The 22,551-nt window shown below is 49.1% G+C and carries 10 protein-coding genes; 5 read left to right on the top strand and 5 right to left on the bottom strand.

What is annotated here, in order from left to right; all coding sequences use genetic code 11:
• Positions 1-53 precede the first annotated feature (53 nt).
• Complete coding sequence (locus tag EXY25_RS00855) at positions 54-1,034, top strand: hypothetical protein (RefSeq protein WP_130565383.1); 981 nt, start codon at positions 54-56, stop codon at positions 1,032-1,034.
• Between the two features lie 46 nt (positions 1,035-1,080).
• On the opposite strand, the gene EXY25_RS00860 is transcribed toward EXY25_RS00855, so the two are convergent.
• The 5 genes from EXY25_RS00860 to pykF form a co-directional block, all read right to left on the bottom strand.
• Entirely contained in the window at positions 1,081-2,460 is a 1,380-nt protein-coding gene (locus EXY25_RS00860; protein WP_130565384.1) for an MATE family efflux transporter, read from the bottom strand.
• Positions 2,444-3,541: a phosphotransferase enzyme family protein gene (locus EXY25_RS00865; RefSeq protein ID WP_130565385.1), complete on the bottom strand. Its 1,098-nt coding sequence runs from the start codon at positions 3,539-3,541 to the stop codon at positions 2,444-2,446. Before EXY25_RS00865 ends, EXY25_RS00860 begins: the two co-directional genes overlap by 17 nt.
• A gap of 247 nt (positions 3,542-3,788) precedes the next feature.
• Positions 3,789-5,906 carry a 5-histidylcysteine sulfoxide synthase gene (gene ovoA, locus EXY25_RS00870; protein ID WP_425455734.1) on the bottom strand — a complete coding sequence of 706 codons (2,118 nt, stop codon included), beginning with the start codon at positions 5,904-5,906 and terminating at the stop codon, positions 3,789-3,791.
• 25 nt (positions 5,907-5,931) lie between these two features.
• The gene (locus tag EXY25_RS00875; protein ID WP_130565386.1) at positions 5,932-7,128 is read right to left on the bottom strand and encodes a hypothetical protein; all 1,197 of its coding nucleotides are present in this window, start codon (positions 7,126-7,128) and stop codon (positions 5,932-5,934) included.
• A gap of 646 nt (positions 7,129-7,774) precedes the next feature.
• Positions 7,775-9,181, bottom strand: coding sequence for a pyruvate kinase PykF (gene pykF / locus EXY25_RS00880; protein ID WP_130565387.1), 1,407 nt, complete (start codon positions 9,179-9,181; stop codon positions 7,775-7,777).
• Between the two features lie 414 nt (positions 9,182-9,595).
• Here pykF and recC point away from each other — a divergent pair, with 414 nt between their 5' ends.
• From recC to EXY25_RS00900, 4 genes are all read left to right on the top strand, one after another.
• On the top strand, positions 9,596-12,982 hold the full coding sequence (recC, locus tag EXY25_RS00885) for an exodeoxyribonuclease V subunit gamma (protein ID WP_130565388.1): 3,387 nt from the start codon (positions 9,596-9,598) through the stop codon (positions 12,980-12,982).
• Between the two features lie 2 nt (positions 12,983-12,984).
• A complete protein-coding gene (recB, locus tag EXY25_RS00890) occupies positions 12,985-16,713 on the top strand; it encodes an exodeoxyribonuclease V subunit beta (RefSeq protein ID WP_130565389.1) in 3,729 nt (1,242 codons plus the stop codon).
• Positions 16,710-18,572 (top strand): exodeoxyribonuclease V subunit alpha, encoded by a 1,863-nt coding sequence (gene recD, locus EXY25_RS00895; RefSeq protein WP_130565390.1) that lies wholly within the window; start codon positions 16,710-16,712, stop codon positions 18,570-18,572. Before recB ends, recD begins: the two co-directional genes overlap by 4 nt.
• Positions 18,573-19,109: 537 nt before the next feature.
• A complete protein-coding gene (locus EXY25_RS00900; protein WP_130565391.1) occupies positions 19,110-22,355 on the top strand; it encodes an RICIN domain-containing protein in 3,246 nt (1,081 codons plus the stop codon).
• Positions 22,356-22,551: the final 196 nt, after the last annotated feature.

Below are 22,551 nucleotides of genomic sequence, written 5' to 3' on the forward strand. Positions count from 1 at the left end.
AAACACTCAACAAAGGTCAACAGACCCTAGATCATACTGAATAACGATGGGTGATGATTAGGAAAGTATTTATCTGGCTGTGCGGCTATTTGTTGTTGCTTTCTTTAGCCGCCTTAGCCGTACGGCTCTATGTATCAAATCAATATCTCGCCGCCTATGACGAGGTTGACCGGGCATTAATCCAGGCAGTAGATAGCCGGGGAGAGTTTCTTGGTCAAGGCTTGACTGTGAAGTTTGCTGACCAGAAGTGGCGCTGGCTGTTACCTGATTTGGATAGCCTTGCGCGGAAAACGGCTGAAAAGTATCTCTCGTCAGTGATTGAGCAGCCTCCATTATTCCGTCGTAGCTACGAGCTTCAGGGCAATGTTGGCTTTATTTGGTCATGGCAGCAAGCTGACAGTGACTTTGATACCTACCTTATCTATCATTTTCATGGTCACAATGGCGTCAGTCGCACCTTGGTTAACCCATTAGTGGAAATGACGTTGGATGAGGTGATTGCCAGCGCCTATTTTTCTTCGTTGTTTGATTGGCCCGATGATGAACAAAACCTATGGCGTTTTGGGTATCCTGATGATGACTATCTCCCTGAAGCTTTGGGGTTTATTGGTGATGAGTTATTTCGCCGCAGTGAGTTTGATGTGCGGTTTGCTGGGCGTGTTAGCTCAGTATTGTGGGAGCGGTTAGAATATAAAAATGGTCGTTTTCAGATCTGCCGGCGGAATTATGATAATTGCGTGGCGTTGCCAGACAAGTTTACAGGCAAAATTAAGCAAACTGGCTTAGAGATCGATAGCGCCAAATTGGCAAAGTACCTCACCAGTATCAAGTTCAAGTTTGGCCATCAGCGAGAAATCGGAGAGATTATCTCCTTAGCGATCTTAGACGGTGAATTGGTTTTTGAGCTCGACGCCGATGGAAATGAGAGTACTAAGTTAGATGGGGAGTATCAGCTGCTTTGGCCATTGCCTGATGGTTTTCTGGGTGCGGGTAGTGTGCCGTTTGTTGTTGATGAAACAGAGTTTGGCGGGTAAGGCGGTACGCCGTTCAGGGGCGAACTGAATGCCGTCGTTTTGCTCATCAGGCTAGTTGCCGTAGCCAGCGTTGTTGATTCAATCGCCAGATAAATACCACGGCTTTCGCAACCTCTTCCAGTGATATACCGATAAAAGCGCCTATGAGCCCGTACTCAAAGGTGATCCCTAGTAACCAAGCACTGGGTGCTCCTACCAACAGAAAACACGCCAGCGTGATGTTCATGCTGCTGTAGGTGTCACCGCCCGATGTGAGAATGGCTGGTACTACGGAATTTATCGCCGTGGCATACAGAGATATAGCCAAAATATAGATGCAGATCCGCGCGTTTTCGGCCGTGTCTGGTGCTATTTCGTATAGCTGCAGAAACAAATCTGCGCCGATTAAAATAGCTGCTACCGGGAGTGTGGTCACCAGCAAGACAAGTTGAATACTGTGCTTAGATGCGATTTTTGCCCGCTGAAATTTTCCTTTGCCCAATATCTGACCGATCAGTATTTGTGATGCGCTATTTAGCCCCTCCATCGGTAGCATCAGTAGCGCTTTTAATGTGCGGACGATTACGTATACGGCAAAGGCTTTGGCACCGATGGCGTTCATTACCACGGTGTAGAATACTCTGGCGCTTTGCCAGAAAAAGCCGTCTACTGACATAGGTAGGCCAATATGAAACACTTTCCCTAGCGCTGCGAAACTTGGTCTGTGCAACTGGCCATGCCAGGGGCGTTTCTTACCTGCGGCCAGCCATAGTATGACGATACTCGCACCTGAACCGGTGACGGCGGTGGATATTGCGGCACCGATATAACCCATCGGGGTAAATAGAGGCTCGCTAACCGCAGGAATAGCAGCGCCAAATATCAGTAACCAGTTGCCAATAATGTTGAGTAGGTTAAAAGCGATGCTGATTTTTACTGGGGTACGGGTGTCGCCGGTGGATTGAAAGGCGCAGGAAAGGATCGCACCGACAACCACAAACGGCATACTCCAGCCGATGATGCTTAAGTAATTGCCGGTAAGAGGAGCTACTGCTAAACCGTGCTGGGGGGCTTGCCACATCTCTAGTGTCAGTATACTGGCCAGCCATTCTCCAGCGTTGATAAACAGTATTGCTATAAGTAAGCCACAAACTACACCGACTAAGCATAAGCTTGATAGAAGCGAACCGAGCTTTCTGTTCTGGCCTGAGCCATGGTATTGAGCCAGCAATACGGCACCACCGCCTTCAATCGCAGCTAATAGGATGTGACAAAACAGGATCAACTGGATCGCGTTACCCAAGGCAGCGATGACTTGTTCACCTAATTGGCCAACCATCAGCGCATCGACAAACGACATACTGGAAGCAAGTAGTGCTTGCACCATCAATGGCAAGGCCAAAGTGAAAAGTTGGCGGCTTTGTCGGGTCTTAATCGTGCGCAGCATCGGCTGTGGTCTTTAGCAGTGGTGCGACCGCTTGACGTAACTGGCTGTGGTGCCGCTCAACACCATCTAGCAGGTAAGTTAGCCATTGCACGTGATCTGCACACTCTTCATCAGAGTTATCTGGTTCAAAAAACTGCATATTATTAAGTAGCAGTAGCGCAGGCATCAATGGCAGAAAGGCTAACTCTTGATCACTGAGCTTGGCTGTTTGGCGATAGAGTGTGATGCACTCTTTTACGGCTAGATTGATCAGTGCTTGAATCGCCTCGGCACTGGGCTGGAAATCTGGATCTTTGACCTTATCGCGCCATTTTTGCGGGATATAGAATGCGTCTATGATGCTGTTGATACACCACCAGATATCGAACAGTACAAGATCCCGGCGAATAAAATCGAAATCGCAGCAGCCCGTCATTTTTTCATTTTTGAAGAACAGATTAAAACAGTGAAAATCACCGTGGATCATCTGTACCTGACAATTGGGAAGTAACTTATTTTCTACTTCTGGCCTGATTGCATTTATCACACCTCGCAGACGTGGCAATAGTGCCAATGCCTCTTTTATTGAGGTTTTTGTTTTAGCTGAATTTAATTTCTGTTCCAGGCAGTCTAACCATGCCAGTTGGCGGTCAAATTGAAAACTTTTAATCCGGTCGCTGTCTCGCTCAACAGGAAAAGTTGCGGCTGCGCGATGAAAGGAACCCAATCCGCGCATTGTTTCGCTGACATGCCACAGTTGTAAGGTGTCATTCCAATGGGGGGTTGAACCTTCAAAGGCGCGGGTCATTAAGAACACAAAACCGTTATAGCAGACGGTGTTTTCGCCGCTCGCAGCAGGTAACACTTCGGGGCAGGGCATCTGGTTAGTTTGTAGATGCTGGGAAAAATCAATTTCTAAAGCAATTCGTTCAGGGCTATTGTTTTTTAGACAATTTTTTAGGTAGAAACGCCCCTGTTCAGTATCGAAACTGAACATCTCATTGGCCATAGAACAGAAGCTAATTGTAATGTCACCGAGAGGCTCTAGTTTGTACTTCTCTAGGATGTAATGTAATCGGCCCTGAACCGGCTCGTATGGCATGAGAATTCCTGACTAAGCAGCTGAGATAACAAGATATTAGCTGCCAGTCTACCAGTGAAATTGTGGCTAGTTGAATTGGTTTTTGTGGGATTAGTCATTATCACAACGTTATGTCGCGATCGCCGACAACGAAACCTGAAAGCAAACTGCTCATTCCGTTAAGAACCTGAATTTATGTCGAGCCCCCTTCAAGGAGAGAGGGCGCGAACGTGGGGCTCAACTTTGTCGGTAATAACCTTGTCACTATCTACCTTTTACGCCAAATCGTCATTTCGGCTGTAGCGTAAATTGCCCGGCGCTTGTTTTGCGGCAGAACTAAAGGCAACGACTTCACCGATACGAGTTCAAATTTCGGGATCAGCAGCTCAGTGAGTCCATCTAGCGTGGTAAAGTTCTCGCCGTTGACCTTTATGCCACCAAGCCAATACTGTTTGCTGGTAAACGTTTCCTGCCAATCGTAGGTTGATGTGATCACCAGATACCCTTTGTCGTTCAAGCGTTCCCACATCTGTTCAAGAAAACGAGCGGGCTGATTAAGCCGGTCGATTAAGTTATTTGCTAGTACCAAATCGTAGCCGCTAAAGCGGGGCTTAAGGTTGCATGGATCGCCCTGAATAAAGTTGATTTTATGTTTATCTTGCTCATAGCCAAGGGTGTGCAAGTCAACGGTGTTAAACGCGACCAGCTCCCCTTCGGTTTGACTGGTGTAGCGTTTCTCTCCCTGTTCGAGCAGGGCGTAGCCTTGTTGAATATTGCGCGCGGTGAAGTCGATGGCGTCAACTTGGGCTGCATGTTTGGCGAGCTCGAAGCTGGCGCGCCCGACACCACAACCAATGTCTAACACCTTGGCTTCCGGTTTTGGCGTGATCTCCTCGAGAAGCAGTTTCACTGTGTTGACCTGAAAGTTAGGGATTCCCGCCGGTGGCTTGCCAAAATGCGCTTCGAGTTGGCAAGTGATCTCCGTATCGGTTTCATAGTTATGCACGGGAGCCTGCACAGGCTCGGCTTGTTGCGCGCGAATATAGCGAAAACCGGCATGTTGGAAGAAGTGGCGGCGAAATGCGTAACGGGAACTTTTCAGCGCTTCATTGCCGGTGGATATCCAGCTTCCGCCTTTGAATAGGTTATGTTTCCCGTCAAAAGTGGGTGTGGAGAAGTCATCATATAGTGGATGCACTTCAAAGCCGGTGTAGCCATCGATAGGGGATTCGGTCCATTGCCATACGTTGCCGATAATGTCGTAAAAACCTGCAGTTTCAAATTTGTCGACAGGGCAGCTGGAAGCGAAGTATTCCAGGTTAATATTGCCGGGCGCTTCTTGCCACGTGGGTAGATCCGTGGATATCAGCTCACGTAGGCAATACCACTCTGCCTCAGAGGGTAAGCGAATGGTTTCTCCGGTAGATTTTGCCTTCCAATTGCAAAAAGCTTTGGCTTCCAGATAGTTTACCTCTACCGGCCAATTCGCCGGCAGTGGGATCTCTTCGATTAAGTTACGCTGGTAGTATTGGCCATTCTTTCTTAACCAGAAGCGGGGCATCTCGGCGCGGGAGAACCGCAGCCAAGCCTGTCCTTCTTCCGTCCAATAGTCAGGTTCTTGATAGCCCCCTGCGTTAATGAAATCGATAAACTCCCGATTGGAAACCAGATAGGTAGCGGCATCGAAAGCTTCGACTTCCGTGATTTGTTCCCCATACTCGTTGTCCCAGCCATAAGTAAGGTCTTCAAGTTTTTTGCCCTTAACTATGGTTTGTGTGCTCACCGGTTTTAGGTGATTGCTTGGCGCATCACCATGATAGGGGCAAGCTTGCCAGCGAGGATCTTGCTGCAAATATTCTAACGGCAACATGCGCATGATCACCGAAGAAGTTTCAAGGTGAATACGCTCATGCTCACAGCCCATCAGTATCACCCAAGCAAGTGAATCCTGTTGAATTGGCAGTGACAACGGCATCTGATCGATCAGGCTTTCAATCGTACTGGCGACTTTGCCACGATAGGCTCTAACTTCGTCAGCACTGGGCCATTCATAGTGACGACTGTCTAGGTCATCCCAACTCATCTCGTCGACGCCGATAGCGCATAAGCTTTCCAGCCGCGGATCGATACGATGATCTAGAAACTTACCCAGTATTAACTTGTTGACGAAAAAAACGGCGGTATGGCCAAAGTAGAAAATTAGCGGGTGGCGCAGTGGCTCAGGCCGCAGAAAGAAAGCTTTGTCTTGAGTAATCAGCTCGAATAGTGACTCGTAGGTTGACCAGGTATTCTGAAAGTAAGCCTTTAATTCGGCACGCTTTGCTTCGGGATCTTCGCCCGTTAACAGAGGCGTTTTCATCTGGCTTATACGGTTCTGCTGACTCATGTTTACTAACCTTGTTCGGTTTACTTTAAGATGCGAAGTGCTTGTTTGCTGGCTGGCTGGGTGATGCGCCTTTGGTATCTTCTGGTCGCTTTGACTCATAGAAATCGATGACGGCTTGCTTAAGCTCTGAGCCAATATCCTGCTCTTCTGAACAGCTCTTGTTGTTCGCCACTGTGTGGTCGCTTTGTGCCAGCCAAATCATCTGCCCTAGCCAATCATTTTGTTTGAATAGTGACAGCGCGCCTCCCGGGAATGTAGCGCTACCGTATAGCGAATCAGGCAGATCCCGCGACGGATATACCTGCTGATTATCGCCGCTTCTGCCGATTGGCATGAGCGCCCCTTTTTGTCGTGAATGTAGCACATCAACGACGTTGGCCAGCGCGTAGACCACGTTTAAATGAGGACTAAAATATCGGCTGGCGGCACCGATACGATGTTCGATACGAGCGGTTTTACGCCAGTCTTGATGTGTCGTTAATGTATTCTGCTGTGCATCTACCAAGAGAGGCTCTACACCCATTGGCTGGTTGTGTTTTCCCCACTGACGATAGAGTGCGATGCTGCCTTGATGGCCCCCTGATAAGTTATCCGGTGAGCTAAGTTCATCTGTCAGGCCGTAGACGGTTTTTAACTTCAGGCGCTCATAGGCTTCCTCTTCTGGCAAAAAGATGCAGCAGCAGTCGTAGCTAGTTTGTAGCATTCGATGCTGGATCTGTTCTGCCAGTGGGCCATCCGCCATTAAGTTATCGCCGTTGCTATCGAGTAAACTGAGGTTTAGCTGTACCGCGTTAGGAATATGGATATCACGGCTTTTGTCGGTAAAAATCGCCTTACTGCCGGTGGCAAGTGACCCTTTGTCGCCAGCCCAGATCACCGGACGGATGTAGACATCCTGTGCACCAAATTGTTTAAGTAGTGAGGGTAAAATCTGCATCGCTTTTTCAAGATTATTGGCTTCTGTCAGTGGCGATTGGCCTTCAAACAAAGACACATACTCCCACTGATTCTGCCAATATTCAGGTTTCAGTTCGGCTTGCAGATTCAGTTTCGCCATCGCCTGATTAATCGCGCTGAAGTTGAGTTGTTTGTTGCCCATCTTGGCGCTGGGTTTGAAACCGCCCTCCAATTCAAAGTGGACGACAGGGGTAAAGCCATAGCTGCGCACCTTGGTGTCCAGCATCGTCAAAGCTTTTCTTGCTAACCTGCTTATCCGTTCCAAATGGGTATTCCCTTGCTGAGCTTTAGCTGTGATGGCTGTTATACGGTGCTAAACACCACTTCCGATCTCAAAGACCTGAGAAATAGCGGATTAATTTCGCTAAATATTCCTTGTAAACAAAATTGTAGATGGCAATTGTTGCAGTTGCTTGAATCAAACAAGGTTATAACGGGCTGTGCAGAGAAGGGAGGTGGAGAGATAAATTTTACGTATCTGCCTTAGCCTGTTTTGCTTTGGGGAAAATGAGAAGAGGGGGAGCTGAGCTCTGGTTTTGTATCTAAATCATCATTTAGCAGCAGCCAGCGAGAAGAACCCTCACTCCCTTGGTGGGGAGAAAAATAGGGAGCAAGGCTTGACGATGTTCCGGCGGTGGAAAGCTTTTCTCTTAGCCTTGTCTCTCTTGGGGGGCGATTGAGGAGAGGGAGTAAAAGAGGGAGCGAAGGCTTGACGATGTTCCGCCGGTGGCATGCTTTTCTCTTTGTCTCTTCTCTCTTGGGGGGAGGATTGAGATGAGGGGTCTTTTGCTTTGAGCTGTCGGTTTGTAGAGCGTTGCAGGATATTGGCGAATTTTCTGTGTAAATCACAAGCAACAAAAAAGGCGCCAAAGGCGCCTTTTTCAAGTTTACAGCTAGCTAATGCAAAACGATTAGATAGTGTGAACAGAGATAGTGTTAGTGGTACCAACAAGGGCGCCCGCTACAACGACGATTGCGTCGCCAGCTTTTGCCAAACCGTACTGAACCGCTTTCTCTTTCGCGCGAGTGTAGATGCAGTCGCTGTTTTCGAAGTCTTCAACAACAGAAGCGCTAACGCCTTTAGTCAGGCATAGGTGCTGTGCAGTTTTTGCATTGCTAGTCATTGCCAGAATTTGTGCTTCTGGGAAGTACTTACGCACAGACTTAACTGATTTACCTTCGTTAGTGCAAACAACGATAGCTTTTGCATCCAAGTTGCGTGCCGTTGCAACAGCTGACTTACACAGAGATTCGGTGATGCGCAGTGCACCCACTTCTTCTGGCAACTCACGTTGTACAGGAGGCATCGCGTTATCAGTGCGCTCACAGATTTGAGCCATGATAGCAACGGTTTCTGCTGGGTATTTACCTTTAGCAGATTCACCTGACAACATAACTGCGTCAGTGCCATCAAGAATGGCGTTGGCAACGTCACCCGCTTCTGCGCGAGTAGGACGTGGGTTCTTGATCATTGAATCAAGCATCTGTGTAGCAGTGATAACTGGCTTACGTGCAACAACACACTTATCGATCATCATCTTCTGCGCGAAGATCACCTCTTCAACGGCAATTTCAACACCCAGGTCGCCACGAGCAACCATGATGCCGTCAGAAGCTGCCAGAATACCGTCGAAGTTATCAACGCCTTCCTGGTTTTCGATTTTTGACAAGATCTTGATGTCGCTACCGCCGTTGGCATTCAGCAGGTCACGGATTTCAACAACGTCAGATTGACGACGGATGAAAGAAGCCGCAACGAAGTCAACACCTTGCTGACAACCCCAAACCAAGTCACCTTTGTCTTTTTCAGACAGGGCAGGCAGGTTAACGCTAACGCCAGGCAGGTTAACGCCTTTCTTGTTACCCAGCTCACCAGTGTTTTCAACACGGCAGATTACGTCGTTACCGCTGATTTCAGTGACAGTCAGTTGGATAAGGCCGTCGTCCAGCAACACGGTATTGCCAACACTCAGGTCTTTTGCGAAATCTTCGTAAGTCACAGCAACACGAGTGTTGTCGCCAGTGATGCTTTGGTCTGTAGTCAGAGTGAAAGTTTGACCCGCTTCCAGGATCACATCACCGTCAGCTAGGTTCATGGTACGGATTTCAGGACCTTTAGTGTCGAGAAGGACTGCGACTTTCTGACCCAGTTCGGCAGATACTTCGCGAACCGCATTGATACGTGCGCCGTGCTCATCGTAATCACCGTGGGAGAAGTTCAAACGCATTACGTTCATGCCTGCTTTAACAAGCTTGGTAAGCATCTCTTTAGATTCTGACGCTGGTCCAATAGTACAAACTATCTTGGTCTTTCTCATTTCAAAGCCTCTGTAGTCTTAGCAACTAAGGTTAGATTTAGGTATCTCAAAATTGCGCGATACCCTATCACTTTTTGTAAAAAATGCACTGATTTCCTGAGAGATATCTCACATTGCAGCTATTTACATGAGCGTGATCAAATATTGTTAACGTGGCAAGACAATAGTGTAGTCGTTTCCGTCGTAAATGCAGATCAGACGACTAGGTTGTTTGGTTGAATAGTGTTCAATCAGATAGCTGTCTGACTTTAGTGGGAATTTTCAATCTGCTGGAAAACACGACACGCGTCATAATAACGCTAATAGCATCCCTCATGTTGCTGGTTTAGCATGTAGCGTTGCGAGACTTATCGGTTTTTTTGTAACAATTGAACTGAGACTGTTTAGGCTGATATTTCTACCAAGGGGTAGTGAGTGCTGACCGTTTATCCTGCCAATCGATTAGAAGACCTGGCGCTGCTAGTGCAAGCTGTTTTGGCACAGCGGCAAGGTGGTGTGCTGCAGCCCGATACAGTTTTGGTTGAAAGTAAGGGGATGCAGCATTGGCTTAACCTTGAACTGGCTAGTAGTCAGGGTATTTCGATGAATCTCGAATTCCCCATGCCCTCACGTTTCATTTGGGATTTGGCACGAAATCTGTTGGGGCAGGAGAGTGTTCCTAAGCAATCGAATTACCGCCGTGAGGTATTGGCCTGGCGTCTGGATCAATTGCTAGCGTCTACTGAGTTTTTGCAGCTTGCTGAAGCGGAGCAAGCCACCCACTACTGGTTGGGTGAGACTGGCCAGCCCGATCGCTTAAAGCGTTTTCAGTTGGCGACCAAGTTGGCTGATATCTTCGAGCAGTACATGATGTTCCGCCCAGATTGGTTAATGAAATGGCAGGCGGGGGAGTCAGCAATCGTTGATGCTATGGTTGCTAGCCAAGGGCAACATACCGAGCGCTGGCAGCGCTGGTTATGGTGTGCGCTTGTGGCACAGGAGCCCAATCATCCGGTACATCTGCAACAGTTAGCGATAGAAGCGATACCCGCCAACGTCTCTAAGCTACCAAAGCAAGTGCTGATCTTTGCCATCAATACGTTAGCACCGCAGACCTTGGCATTTTTCGAAGCGTTAGCTGAACATACACAAGTGCACCTGTTTCACCTTAATCCCTGCGTCACCTTTTGGGGTGATCTGAAGAGCGATAAGCTGCTGGCCAAACAGCAGCGCGAGCAGCAGGTGCTGTCATGGACAGATGAGCAAAGCGATTTAGGCAACCCGTTGTTAGCCAATCTCGGCCAACAGGGTAAAGAGTTCTTCAATGCTTTGCAGGGAGTGAAAAGTTATGAGATCAGTGCGTTTGATGAACCAGCTAACAAAACAGAAAGAGAGATTATAGCTTCTGTATTGAACTGTGTGCAGCGCGATATCTTGCTGTTGCAGGATGCTCGTGCTGCCGAAGTACCTCCTCGTTTTGTCGATGACTCTGTGGTTATCAGTACAGCCCACAGTGCGCTGCGTGAGGTACAGACGCTACACGATTACCTGTTGCATCAATTTCAGAACAAGCCCGATCTTAAGCCGCAAGATGTGTTAGTGATGTGCCCAGCGATCGAGGATTACGCGCCCTATATCGATGCCGTGTTTCGACGCCCTTGGGACAAAGCGGATGGCAACGCGAGCCCAAAACTGCCCTGTTCAATTGCTGATAGAACACTGCTTGATGCCGAACCATTGATTGCCGTGTTCTGTGAGTTGCTGCAGCTACCCGACAGTCGTTTTGAAGTCAGTAAGATCCTCGACTATTTGCGCTTACCTGCATTACAGGCAAAATTTGGCTTTAGCCATGATGAACTGACGTTAGTTGAATGGTGGCTAAAAGAGGCCGCGATCCATTGGGGGCGCGATCAAGAGCATAAACGCACGATCACTCAGCAGGACGCAAGCAGCGAGACCTATACCTGGCAGTGGGGCCTCAGTCGTTTGTTATTGGGATTTGCCCAAGGCGATAGTTTCTATATCGATCGAAATTCAGCTGGCGGTGATGAAGATCAGCGATGTCGACTGCTGTTACCCCATGTCGAAGGGCAGCAAGCGGTATTGCTTGGCCGCCTGATGCAGTTATTGGAGCGTTTACAGTGGCACACGGCGGAACTGCTGAAATCACGCACAGCAGAACAGTGGCAAGTGTATCTGTTGGGGCTAAAAGAGAGCTTTTTTGCCCCCGACGCCAGTAATGAACAGGACGCCAGCGACCTTATTTCGCAGGTGATCAATAGTCTGGCGGAATACACGGCGCAAGCGGACTATGGCGATAAAATTGAGTTGGCAGTGATCCGCCACTACCTTAATCACCACTTTACCCAGCCGGATGGTGGTAACCATTTTCTGACCGGACAGATCACCTTCTGCTCTATGGTACCGATGCGGAGTATCCCGTTTAAGGTGATCGCCGTGCTGGGATTAAACGATGGCCAGTTTCCAAGACAAAGTACGCCTCTGAGTTTTGATCTGATGTCGCAGCAGCCCCGCCGCAGCGGAGATCGTTCGCGTCGTGGTGACGATAGATACCTGTTTCTGGAAGCGTTGATCTCCGCTCGTGAAACTCTCTATTTAAGTTATCAGGGGCGGAATATTCGTAACAATAGCGAACGCCAACCCAGTTTGATCTTAAAAGAGCTGATGGACTACCTAGAGCGAGGGTATGGTTGGCAGTTATTAGAGGCTGACGATGAGGCGCAAGGGCCTGCTGACCTGTTGCAGCAATCGTTGCACCCGTTTAGTCGAGACAGTTATCAGGGGCGTTTCCCCAGCTTTGATCCGGGATGGACACGACTGCAGCAACCGGGGGCGCTACGTGAAAATCAGTTACAACTGCCAGCGTTGGAGCTGCCAGTTGAACCGGTAGCGCTTTCTACCATTATTAAAGGCTTCGATAATCCGTTAAAGCAGTTCGCCGAACAGCGTCTGGCGTTGCGTTTTAATGAATTGGCGCTCGGCTTGGAAGATCCTGAACCTTTTGCCAGCGATTCGCTACAGGCCTATTTGATCCGGGAAGCGTTTGCCCAGCGGATGTTAGCCGGACAAAGCACCGAAGAGGTTAAGCTGCTGCATAGTTTAAGCGGTCACCTGCCTGAATCGCCGATCACCGATGCGCTGTTTGATGAATGGCAACAGCAAGCACAGCTCTACAGCGACAAATTGACGCAGTTTGGTGAGATCACCACCGAAGCGGTAAATATTGAGATCGACGGTATAACTTTGAGTGCGGACCTGTCGTGGCGTCAGCATGTTGATGATGCAAATTGCCCAGAGTTGTTGTTGGGACGGCCTGCCAGTCGCAAAGCCAAAGATGAGATAGGTTTGCGGCTACATCATCTTGTGGCAACTGTGGTAAGAGATCAGCCTTGCCAGAGCCGTGGTGTGTTTTTGCATACGCCAAATCGCGGTAAAAGCTGGAGTGCGCGGCAAGCAGTGTTCGCCGCGACGCTATCGCCGCAAGAGGCTAGAGCCGAGCTTTCTAACTGGCTAAGTTATTGGCAGCAGTCGTTAACAACGCCGAGTTTGTTACACGGCGGTTTGGGGAAAACCCTGTTTGGTAAAGCCAGCGCTGAACAGCCGCTTCCTGATGTTGAAGATCTGACCGTACAACAGTTATGGCGTAAAACCATTGCTGGTGATGACAACGTCCGTGGTCTTATGGCCGACGACTATTTTCAGTGGTTTTATCCGTTAGTCCCCCCTCTAGATGAGCGTGTAGTACGATCACTTGCCGATCTATATCTGCCGCTGTATCAGCAGTTGCAGGAGGTTAAGTAAGCATGAAGATGCTCAATGCCGCCACTTTACCCCTGCAGGGACGTCATCTCATTGAAGCGAGTGCCGGGACAGGAAAAACCTACAATATTACCCGGTTGTATCTGCGTTTGTTGCTGGAAAAGCAACTGACAGTACAGCAGATCCTAGTGATGACCTTTACCAAGGCGGCCACGGAAGAGCTCCGTGGCCGTATCGACAAAGAGTTGCGTAGCGCGGTTGAAAATTGGGGCGAGTTGGGAGCCAGCGATCCCTTCTTCGCTCATATGGAATCACTGTTTAGCTGCGAGCAAGCTCAGCAAATACTTAAGCCTGCGCTGCTGGAACTCGATGAAGCAGCAATCTTCACTATTCATAGCTTTTGCCGTCGGGCACTGCAGCAACAGGCATTTAGCAGTGGTATTCCTCTTGAAGTGGCGATGGAAGCAGATACCAGCGAACTGCTGATGGAAGCGGTGCGCGATTGGATCCGTTGTATTAATCATGATGCGGCGCGTTTTGGCTTGCTCGCTGCGGAAGGCTGGCATACACCAGAAGCTTTTTACGACAAATTTCGTTCCGCTTTGCATTCCACGAGTGAGGTGATCGCGCCTGTGGCAGAAGCGATGCAGCAAGCGTTTGCAGACGATATCGGTCCGCACTTTAATACGCTGTTTTTTGCCCGGAAACAGCAAGTGTTAGCTGAGTTGTTGCCCCATAAAACAACCGTGTTTGAATTGCTGGTATTGCCCCATAAACAGGCGGCCGAACGTGAAGCTGAGTGGGAAGAGCTGATCGCTTGGTTGGCGTGCGATGATGATACGCCGTGTCCGAAGGCGGCCGGTGACTTTATTAATGGTAATCGCTATCGCAAAGAGGAGCTCAAATCGGTCTTGGTACCGATTTTCGCGGCGTTTAAAGAGCTGCGAGGTAATTTTGATAAACAGCGGAAAAACTATCAGGGAACGTTCGAGAAGCAGTTAGGCAAAGTGCCTGCTTATCAGCTGGTAGTCGAGGGGATCCGGTCTATTCGTCAACGCTTTGCTGACGCCAAGAAAACGCAGGCGTTGATGGATTTTGACGATCTGATCACCCAGCTCAGTGTGCAGATCCAATCGGAACATGGTCAGCCCCTAATTGACGCGCTGCGCCAGCAATACCCGGTGGCGCTGGTCGATGAATTTCAGGACACAGATCCGCTGCAGTATGCGATTTTCGATCATCTTTATCCAAAAGGCGCTGAACAACATACGCTGCTAATGATTGGTGATCCGAAACAGGCGATTTATGCGTTCCGAGGCGGTGATATCTTCACCTATCTGCAGGCGCGCCAGGGGGCGGACTATCAATGGGTGATGGATACCAACTGGCGCTCAGTGCCGGAGGTGGTCACCGGCTATAACCGTTTGTTTTGGGGGCAGCCGCTGAGCCAGGAAATGCCGGAGGATCTGTTTGGCTACGACATTGGCTATGAGCGGGTGAATCATACCGTCAAAGCCAAAGCGAATAGTACGCCGCTGGTTGATCCCATCGCAGACCGGCACGCACTGAATTACCTTTGGCTACCCGAGTCGGCGCTGGCAACGGTGAGCGATGAAGAAGACGAGAAGGGCGTTGATCGCGAGTCTAGCTCGCATAAAGTCAGCGCAGCAGATCTTCAACAAGCGATGGCAGAGCACTGCGTTAGCGAGATTGTCCGCTTACTTCAGCAGGCGCGATTGGGTAACGAGCCGGTCAAAGAGCAAGCGATCGCTGTTTTGGTGCGTCGGGGTGCGGAAGCCGCGCTTATGCGTCAAGCGCTCGCTGACGCGGGCTATCCTTCGGTCTATCTTAGCGATAAGGAGGATATCTACAGTTCAACGGAAGCGCGTGAGCTATTGCGTGTGTTAGAAGGGCTGTTGGAGTGTGAAAACGATGCCTTGCTGACAGCGGCGCTTTCTACTTATTTGATGGGCGGTACTGCCGAACAATTAGCGAAGTATCGCGACCCCGATCATGAACTGTTGTGGGAACAGCAGCGGCAACGGGCGTTGCTACTTCGGCAATTGTGGCTGGAGCGAGGCTGTATGGCGATGCTGATGCAGCTTATTCACCATGATTATCAACCCGCACCGGATAATCATGAGCGGGCGTTGACCAACATGCTGCACCTGGCGGAGCTGCTGCAGCAAGCTTCTCGCCGTCATAAACACCCACAGCAGCTACTGAAGTGGTTTAAAGAGCAGTGTCAGCACCAGTCAGCAAACGAAGAGTCGCAGCTGAGGTTGGAGAGCGACGCCAACCTGATCCGCATTGTCACCATGCATGGATCGAAAGGGTTGGAATACCCCATCGTGTTTATTCCGTTTGCCAGTCATTATAAAGATCCTGCGCGTTTTGGTCAGACTCTGTATGACTATTTTGAATATCACGATGTCGATACTCAGGCGCAAGTGCGCCTGGTGGGGCAAACCGACGAGGCCATTCGCCAAACCACTGCGGAAGGCGAAGCTGAGTCAATCCGTTTACTTTATGTGGCCGTCACCCGTGCCGCCCATCGTTGTTATCTTGGTGTCGTGCCATTTAAAAACAGTGCCCGCTCCCCCTTGGGTTTGGCGCTGAAGATTAAGGATAATGACGAGTGGCCAGACAAACTAAACGAGTTAAGTCAAAGCAGTGATGGCTCCAGTCAGCTAATCATTTTGGATTGCCCAGATAATAGCGTTGAGCTGGAACTGGCTGTGCAGCCATCGCCGTTACCTGATTTGCCTGCGATCACCTTTTCCGCCAATGTTGATGATAATTGGTCCTTGAGTTCGTTCTCTGCCTTGGTGCGCAATGCCGCTCATGTCAGGCAAGAGAGTAAAGAGCGTGCCGACAATGATGACGTGGTGTTAGCAGAGCCAACACCTGCCTTACCAAGAGAGCTGCCACTGCGCTTTACTCTGCGTAAAGGTGCGGATGCTGGTAATTTGCTCCACGATATTTTGGAACACACTGACTTTTCTCAGCCTCATTGGGAATGGTCGATGGAAGCGCCGATCCAACGGTTTGGCCGTTTAGATGATAACCAGCATGAAGCTTTGCGAGATTGGCTGATTGAATGCCTGCACGCTGAGCTTCCCTCTTTGGTTAATCAAGAGTCATTTACTTTAGCTGATTTGAGCTGGCCACAAACCCTGCGCGAGTCCGAGTTCTATTTCCCCATGGCGAAGGTATCACTATCTCAGATCGCGCGATGTTTACAACAACATCGCGGTTGGAGCGCGCCAATTACCCTGCCGGGGCGGGACGTGCTGGCGGGTATGATGCATGGATTTATTGACCTGATCTTTGAGTATCAAGGGCGCTACTATGTCGCTGATTACAAATCGACGCATTTAGGAGAGTCTCTGGCAGATTACTGTAGCGACGCACTGATGCAGAATAACCAGACCCATTTCTATGACCTGCAGTACCTCATCTACAGCGTGGCATTACATCGCTATTTGCAGGTGCGATTACCTGATTATGATCCAGCAAACCATATTGGCGGTGTGTACTACCTGTACTTAAGAGGGATGAGTCCTGATGCGCCGACGGGCATGCCGTTTGCTGGTGTGTTTAGTTGTCGAGTGGATACGTCGTTGCTGTTACAACTAGACGCCGTGTTTGCAGACCAAGAACTGGCGGCAGCGAATGAAGCAACGGCTAAGCCAGTGGCATTACCTAGCGCCGAGGCAATGCCGCAACAAGGTGAGTTGTTCTCTTTTGATGATGAAGGAGGGCAAGCATGAGTTACAGCAACAGTGAACAGTGCCAACAGCAATTGGCTGATATCGAGGCGATCGATTACTTTTTTGCTCAGCAAATGAGTTTGGAGCTTGCGCCGCAACGGCCGGAGTTGCTATTTCATCTGTTACTGGCGTTGCAGTGGGCGCTGCGCCAAGGTCACAGCTGCTTGCCGTTATCTCAGGTGGCCAACAAGTTGTTTTGGGATGACAGAGAAGCGGATAAAAAAGGCTATCTGTTTCCATCGCAAGATCGGCTGGCTGATTGTTTAGCTACGATTTCGTGTGCGCCGGCAGCCAACAAAGGCGTGGTTTATGATGCTGACACCGGTCTGCTCTATATTCGTCGTTATTGGCTATTTGAAGGGGAAGTGGCGGCAGCGCTGCAGAGTAAGTTGCAATTGTCGCCTTTATCTGGCCAGCAACAAGCCCGGCTGACAGAGTTATTACTGCAGCTGTTTCCGGTGGCATCAGCTGCATCGTTGGCGGAGCCAGATTGGCAACAGGTTGCGGTGGCCAATGCCATAGGGCGCAAACTGAGTATCATTTCTGGCGGCCCCGGTACAGGTAAAACCTATACCGTGACGCGCTTATTGGCGGCACTACAAGCGGCTCATGAATGTCAGTTACAGATCCAGATGGCCGCGCCTACCGGCAAGGCCGCCCAACGGTTAAAAGAATCTATCGCAGATGCTAAATGCGACATGCTTAAACAAGGCATCGATGCGGCTATTGTTGATGCTATTCCTGAACAAGCTGCGACACTGCACCGTTTATTAGGCTACCGCCCGCAGAGCCTAGATTTAAAATTTAATCGCGAGCAGCCGCTGCGCTGTGATCTGCTGCTCATCGATGAAGTGTCGATGATTGATCTGCCGATGATGGCGCGGGTGCTGCGTGCCTTACCCGACGACGCTACTCTTGTATTACTCGGTGATGCTGAACAGTTGCCTTCGGTGGAGGTGGGACGGGTAATGGCCGATCTTACTTGTGCCGAGCACCCTGGTTATTCTCCGCAGGCTGCGGTGCAGATAAATGAGCTTTGTGGTCAGCAGGTGCCCACGGCAATTAATGCTAACTATGACCACCTGACTTTGCTGACCCAAAGTCGCCGGTTTGGTGGTGAGATCGGTGTGTTTGCCAAAGAGGTGATCAAAGCAGACAGTGATGCGACAACGAAGCGGTTAATGGATCGCTGTGTCCAGCAAATAAGCTTTCAACATAATGATGCCAACCAGCTTAGTTACATCAACGCAGCCATGGTCGAAGAGTGGTTACCACTGGCCAGCGCCCACTATTTCTTAGATATCGCGCGCGCGTCAACGCTGGATGAAGCATTTGCCGCGTTAGCCAGATTTCGCGTTCTGGTACCAACACGAGTCGGTGATCGTGGTGTCGAGCAATTGAACGTGCGCATTGAGCAGTGGCTGGCGCAGCGCAACGGACGTATTAATCCCGAGCAGCACTATGCTGGGCGCCCTGTGATGGTGACCCAGAATAGCTATAGCACCGGTCTGTTCAATGGTGATGTCGGTCTGATCTGGCCGATGGAAGATGGCCGCTTAGCTGCGTGGTTTGAGCAGGAAGATCTGGGGTATAAACGGATCAGCTTGGCGCGCTTGCCGCAAGTCGAAACTGTGTATGCAATGACGATCCACAAAACCCAAGGCTCAGAGTTTGCTCATGTGGCTCTATTGCTACCCGAGCAGGAGAGTCCGCTACTCACACCTGAACTACTCTATACCGGTCTGACCCGCGCTAAACAGCATCTCTATGTGGCTGGCGGCCAACATATCTGGCGCGCCGCGCTGGTACAAAAAAGTGAACGTTATTCCGGGCTGGCGGAGCGGATGCAGGATAAATAGCGTTATTTCGGTATTTGCCTCCGCAAGTGACGGCAATAATGAATCGGTCGCTATCAGTACACCTACCGAAGATGTGTGGCATGTTGGTATACGTGCTTATAGAGCCTATAGCAGTGTCACCCTGAAAGTGAGTTATTAGCCTAACTTCGCTTTAAGTTTTGCTAAAGGCCGCGTAAATCGCGGCTTTTATTTTTCTAGAAGCAGAGGACTGACACATGTGTCAGTCACACGTTCTCATCTCTCTCGATTTATGGCGGATGACCTTCTTTGCAGACGCATTGTTAATGGTGCGTGTTGATGTTTAAAGGGGGGCGCTCGCGTATCTGATTATTTACACCCAAATTCGTTGTTCAATTGCCTCCGCTTCTAAATATTGCTACCTTCCCCTTGGTTTTGTAACTTGTTGTTTTTAAAGGCTAAAGCTAATTAAGGTGAACGTATAACAGGATCGCTTAATGGTGAATTTTTGGCGTTCTCTGACTCGTCAAACAGGCTTTAAACAATAAAAATATATTCTGATTGAAGGTTGAAAGGAAGATGGAACTGAAGCAGTGGTTTCGAGGGATGGTGCTTGTGGCGACCTCTCTGATGAGCATCGCGATACATGCGGAAGATAAAGTAACAATCGATCTCAACACCCAAAAATTTGTGGGTGGCGTGTCTGAGCTTGATCGAAGTAAATACTTCAACATTCATATGACGGCGTTAGAAAACCAGGTAACTCAAGATGAGTTGGATTATCTGGTCAATGATCTCAATGTCGGCTTTGGGCGCCAATTTTGGAGTCCGTTTTCCGCCCACAAAGGTCATGGCTCATACCCTGATCAGGCCACCGCAAAAAGCAATGGTGAGCGAAATGTTCAGTCGACGAAGAAGCACCCTAATTACGCCTTTTTGTCCACTCGAAATATCGTTACCGATCATCCGAAAGCGGCTTATACGGCAGGACAAGATCCAGTAAAGGCGGCGGCTTGGGCTGCAAACTATTTTAAGTACTATTTTGATGATACATCGCGTCCACTATTCTACGAGCCGATCAATGAGCCGTTTGTCCATGCCGGAGAATTCGGCATCAGTGATGATAAAGCGCGGGCTGAAATGACTCAGCTGTTTAAAGAGATCGGAAGGAAGTTCGATCAGGATAATATTAATACGCAGGTGATTGGCTACTCCAGTGCTTGGCCTTCGATGGAGTTATGGGACTTTGGCCACTTTAATGGTCGCATGAAGCAGTTCATGGATGAGGCGGGTCCCTATATTGATTCGTTTTCGGTTCACCCTTATGACGGGGTGAATGTGACAGGGGCTAACAATCAGCGTTCAGGTAGCAATCTGGAAGCGATTCTTGATTTGTTGGAAACCTATAGCCATTACAAATGGGATCGTGTTAAGCCGGTAACCATCAGTGAATATGGTGGCATCGAGAAAGGCTACGGCGACGGGTATAGCGATATAAAGAGTGTGCAGTCGATCCGTTCCATCAATAACATGTTGTTCCAACTTTTAGATCGACAGGATCGCCTGTTGACCTCTATTCCATTTATTACCGGTAAAGCGGCCTGGCACTACAATGCTGGGAATAACTGGGCACCCTATGGTGCGGTTGTTTTACGTCCTGATCCAAGCAGTATCAGTAATGGCAAACCACAACGTTTCTTCTGGACTCCTCGGATCCATTTCTATCAGTTATGGGCAAATGTGACTGGCCACCGTGTTAAAGCGTTGTCTTCAAATGAAGATGTGCAGGTGCAAGCGTTTGTTGATGGCAATAAGGCGTATGTTGCGTTGAACAGCCTTGCTGAAACTGAACAAAGTGTGTCACTAGCCTTTGTTAATGAGATGGGGCAGATAACTAATGTGCGTCAAAAGCAGCTTAAAATTTACGCCAATTCTAAGCCTGTCTATCGCGATGAAAACAATGTGATGGCGCCTTCTAGCTTAACTTTGATCCCCGGTGAAACCGTGGTTATTGAATACACTTTCGCTGAAGCGATTCAGTTTACTGAGTCTCTTGATGTGGCGACTTATTACTCAGATGATCACCTACAATCTATTATCGCCAATAAGGCGCTTACTTTCCGTTTTCGTGACGTTAAAGTGGCCACTGGCCATTCATTATTGAAACTCAGCCTGGGTCGTTCTCATCAGCGTTCGAAAAAACCGACAGTGATGATAAATGGCACTAAGGTATCAGTACCGTCAAACTGGAAAGGAGGCGACCAATCCTCTCGAGGTGAGTTCTTCGGTGCCATTCATATCCCTGTTGATAATCAACTGCTGTCTAAGAACCCCGTGGTGACTGTGACGTTCCCTGATAACGGCGGCCGAGTCAGCTCTGTGGTTTTGGAAGTTCATAGTGGGGCTGAGACTTCGGGCAAAGAAGATACGATTCGATTTGCTGACCAAATAAGTGAATTAGCACCTGCGGATAGCTATACCGTGAATGTGGAATACTCTGCTTCAATTGGCCGAGATTTGGTACTGGAGTTGTGGCATCAAGATCAATACATCACGTCGACACGTAAGTCAGTATCGGCCGGCAGTGATGTGACAGCATTGACCGTCTCCCTACCACAACCGACTGTCAGTGGAGCGACAGGCTACCTTTTTAAAGCGAGCATTCGTCCGGTGGGGGCCGATTGGCAATCTAACATCGACAATGTTCAAATTAACGGGATAAGAATTGAAGCCGCGAATGCGCCAAGCGAGGACTTGTTTGAGTTTGCTGAACTCATCACTGAGTTAGAAAGCGGGACTCGCTATCGCTTTGCTGTGCGTTATTCCGCTACGCAAGCGCGGGATTTGGTTGTTGAAGTTTGGGATGGCAGCAACTGGCTAGCAGCAGGAAAAACGGCTGTTAATGCGGGGGCAGGCACAACAGATGTGTTTGTTGATTTAAATGAGGCACCTTTGGCGGGCGCTAACGATTATCAACTGAAAGGGGCTATTCGTCCCACCAATACCACATGGCGCGAGAATATCGATACAGATCAGTTGAACGATATCAGCATCATTTCGCCACTGCCCAAGGTTGATGACATCAGCTTTGCAGCCATCGAACGACAGCAAGATGTAGGCTCTCGCTTCAGCTTTAAGGTGGCTTATGCCGCCACAGAACAGCGAGATGTTGTGGTCGAATTTTGGTCTGCTGATACCTGGCTCGGTGAAGCTACTGAAACGGTTCCTGCCGGTGAAAGTACAGTAACGCTAACGGTAGATCTAGGTTATGACGTTGAAGCAGGCGAAGGCTACATAGCTAAAAGCAGTATTCGTCCAGTTAGCTCATCATGGACGGAAAACCTCGCCACAGACCAGATAAATGACATTACATTGCAAAGTGCTGCGCTTCAGCCGTCGACAGGCTGGGTCAATCTGCAGTTACGTCATAGTCAGCGCTGCATGGATGTCGCTAACGGCAATACAGATAACGGTTCGATTTACCATCAGTGGTCCTGCAATACCAACAATGCTAATCAACGTTTCCGTTTTGAAGAACAGGGTAGTGGCTGGTATAGCATTCGTTCACAGGTCAGTGACAAGTGTTTAGATCTTGCGTATGGCAGTAAAAACAATGGTGCAAAATTGCAGCAGTACAGCTGCCAAGGCAGTAATCAAAATCAGCATTGGCGGATAGTTGACCTCGGCGATGGTTGGTTTGAATTACGGTCAAGAAAGAGTGATAAGTGTGCCGACATCAAAGGTGTGTCGGAAGCCAACGGTGCAAACATGCATCAATGGCAATGTATTAACGGACTTAATCAACAGTTCCGATTCATGAACTAAATAGCGCGTTATCTATCGGCATTAGCTCAGTTTAAACTGAGCTAATGCCGCCGTTATAGCATCGAGCGACATCTGACCTTACTTTAACTCCATCACTCTAGCTTCATAACTCTAGTTTCATGACCTAGGCTTCATCGCCAACGTGATTTAACGCTATCGCTAATAGGGCGTGCTTGATCTTTTCTCACTGACTGAA

The sequence above is a fragment of the Corallincola spongiicola genome, from assembly GCF_004284785.1.
Taxonomy (GTDB): Bacteria; Pseudomonadota; Gammaproteobacteria; order Enterobacterales; family Neiellaceae; genus Corallincola; species Corallincola holothuriorum.

Excerpts from the sequence above, each read along its gene's own strand:
- EXY25_RS00865 (WP_130565385.1), bottom strand. The coding sequence starts at position 3,541 with ATGCCATACGAGCCGGTTCAGGGCCGATTACATTACATCCTAGAGAAG.
- recD (WP_130565390.1), top strand. The coding sequence starts at position 16,710 with ATGAGTTACAGCAACAGTGAACAGTGCCAACAGCAATTGGCTGATATC.
- ovoA (WP_425455734.1), bottom strand. The coding sequence starts at position 5,906 with ATGAGTCAGCAGAACCGTATAAGCCAGATGAAAACGCCTCTGTTAACG.
- pykF (WP_130565387.1), bottom strand. The coding sequence starts at position 9,181 with ATGAGAAAGACCAAGATAGTTTGTACTATTGGACCAGCGTCAGAATCT.
- EXY25_RS00855 (WP_130565383.1), top strand. The coding sequence starts at position 54 with ATGATTAGGAAAGTATTTATCTGGCTGTGCGGCTATTTGTTGTTGCTT.
- recB (WP_130565389.1), top strand. The coding sequence starts at position 12,985 with ATGAAGATGCTCAATGCCGCCACTTTACCCCTGCAGGGACGTCATCTC.
- EXY25_RS00900 (WP_130565391.1), top strand. The coding sequence starts at position 19,110 with ATGGAACTGAAGCAGTGGTTTCGAGGGATGGTGCTTGTGGCGACCTCT.
- EXY25_RS00860 (WP_130565384.1), bottom strand. The coding sequence starts at position 2,460 with ATGCTGCGCACGATTAAGACCCGACAAAGCCGCCAACTTTTCACTTTG.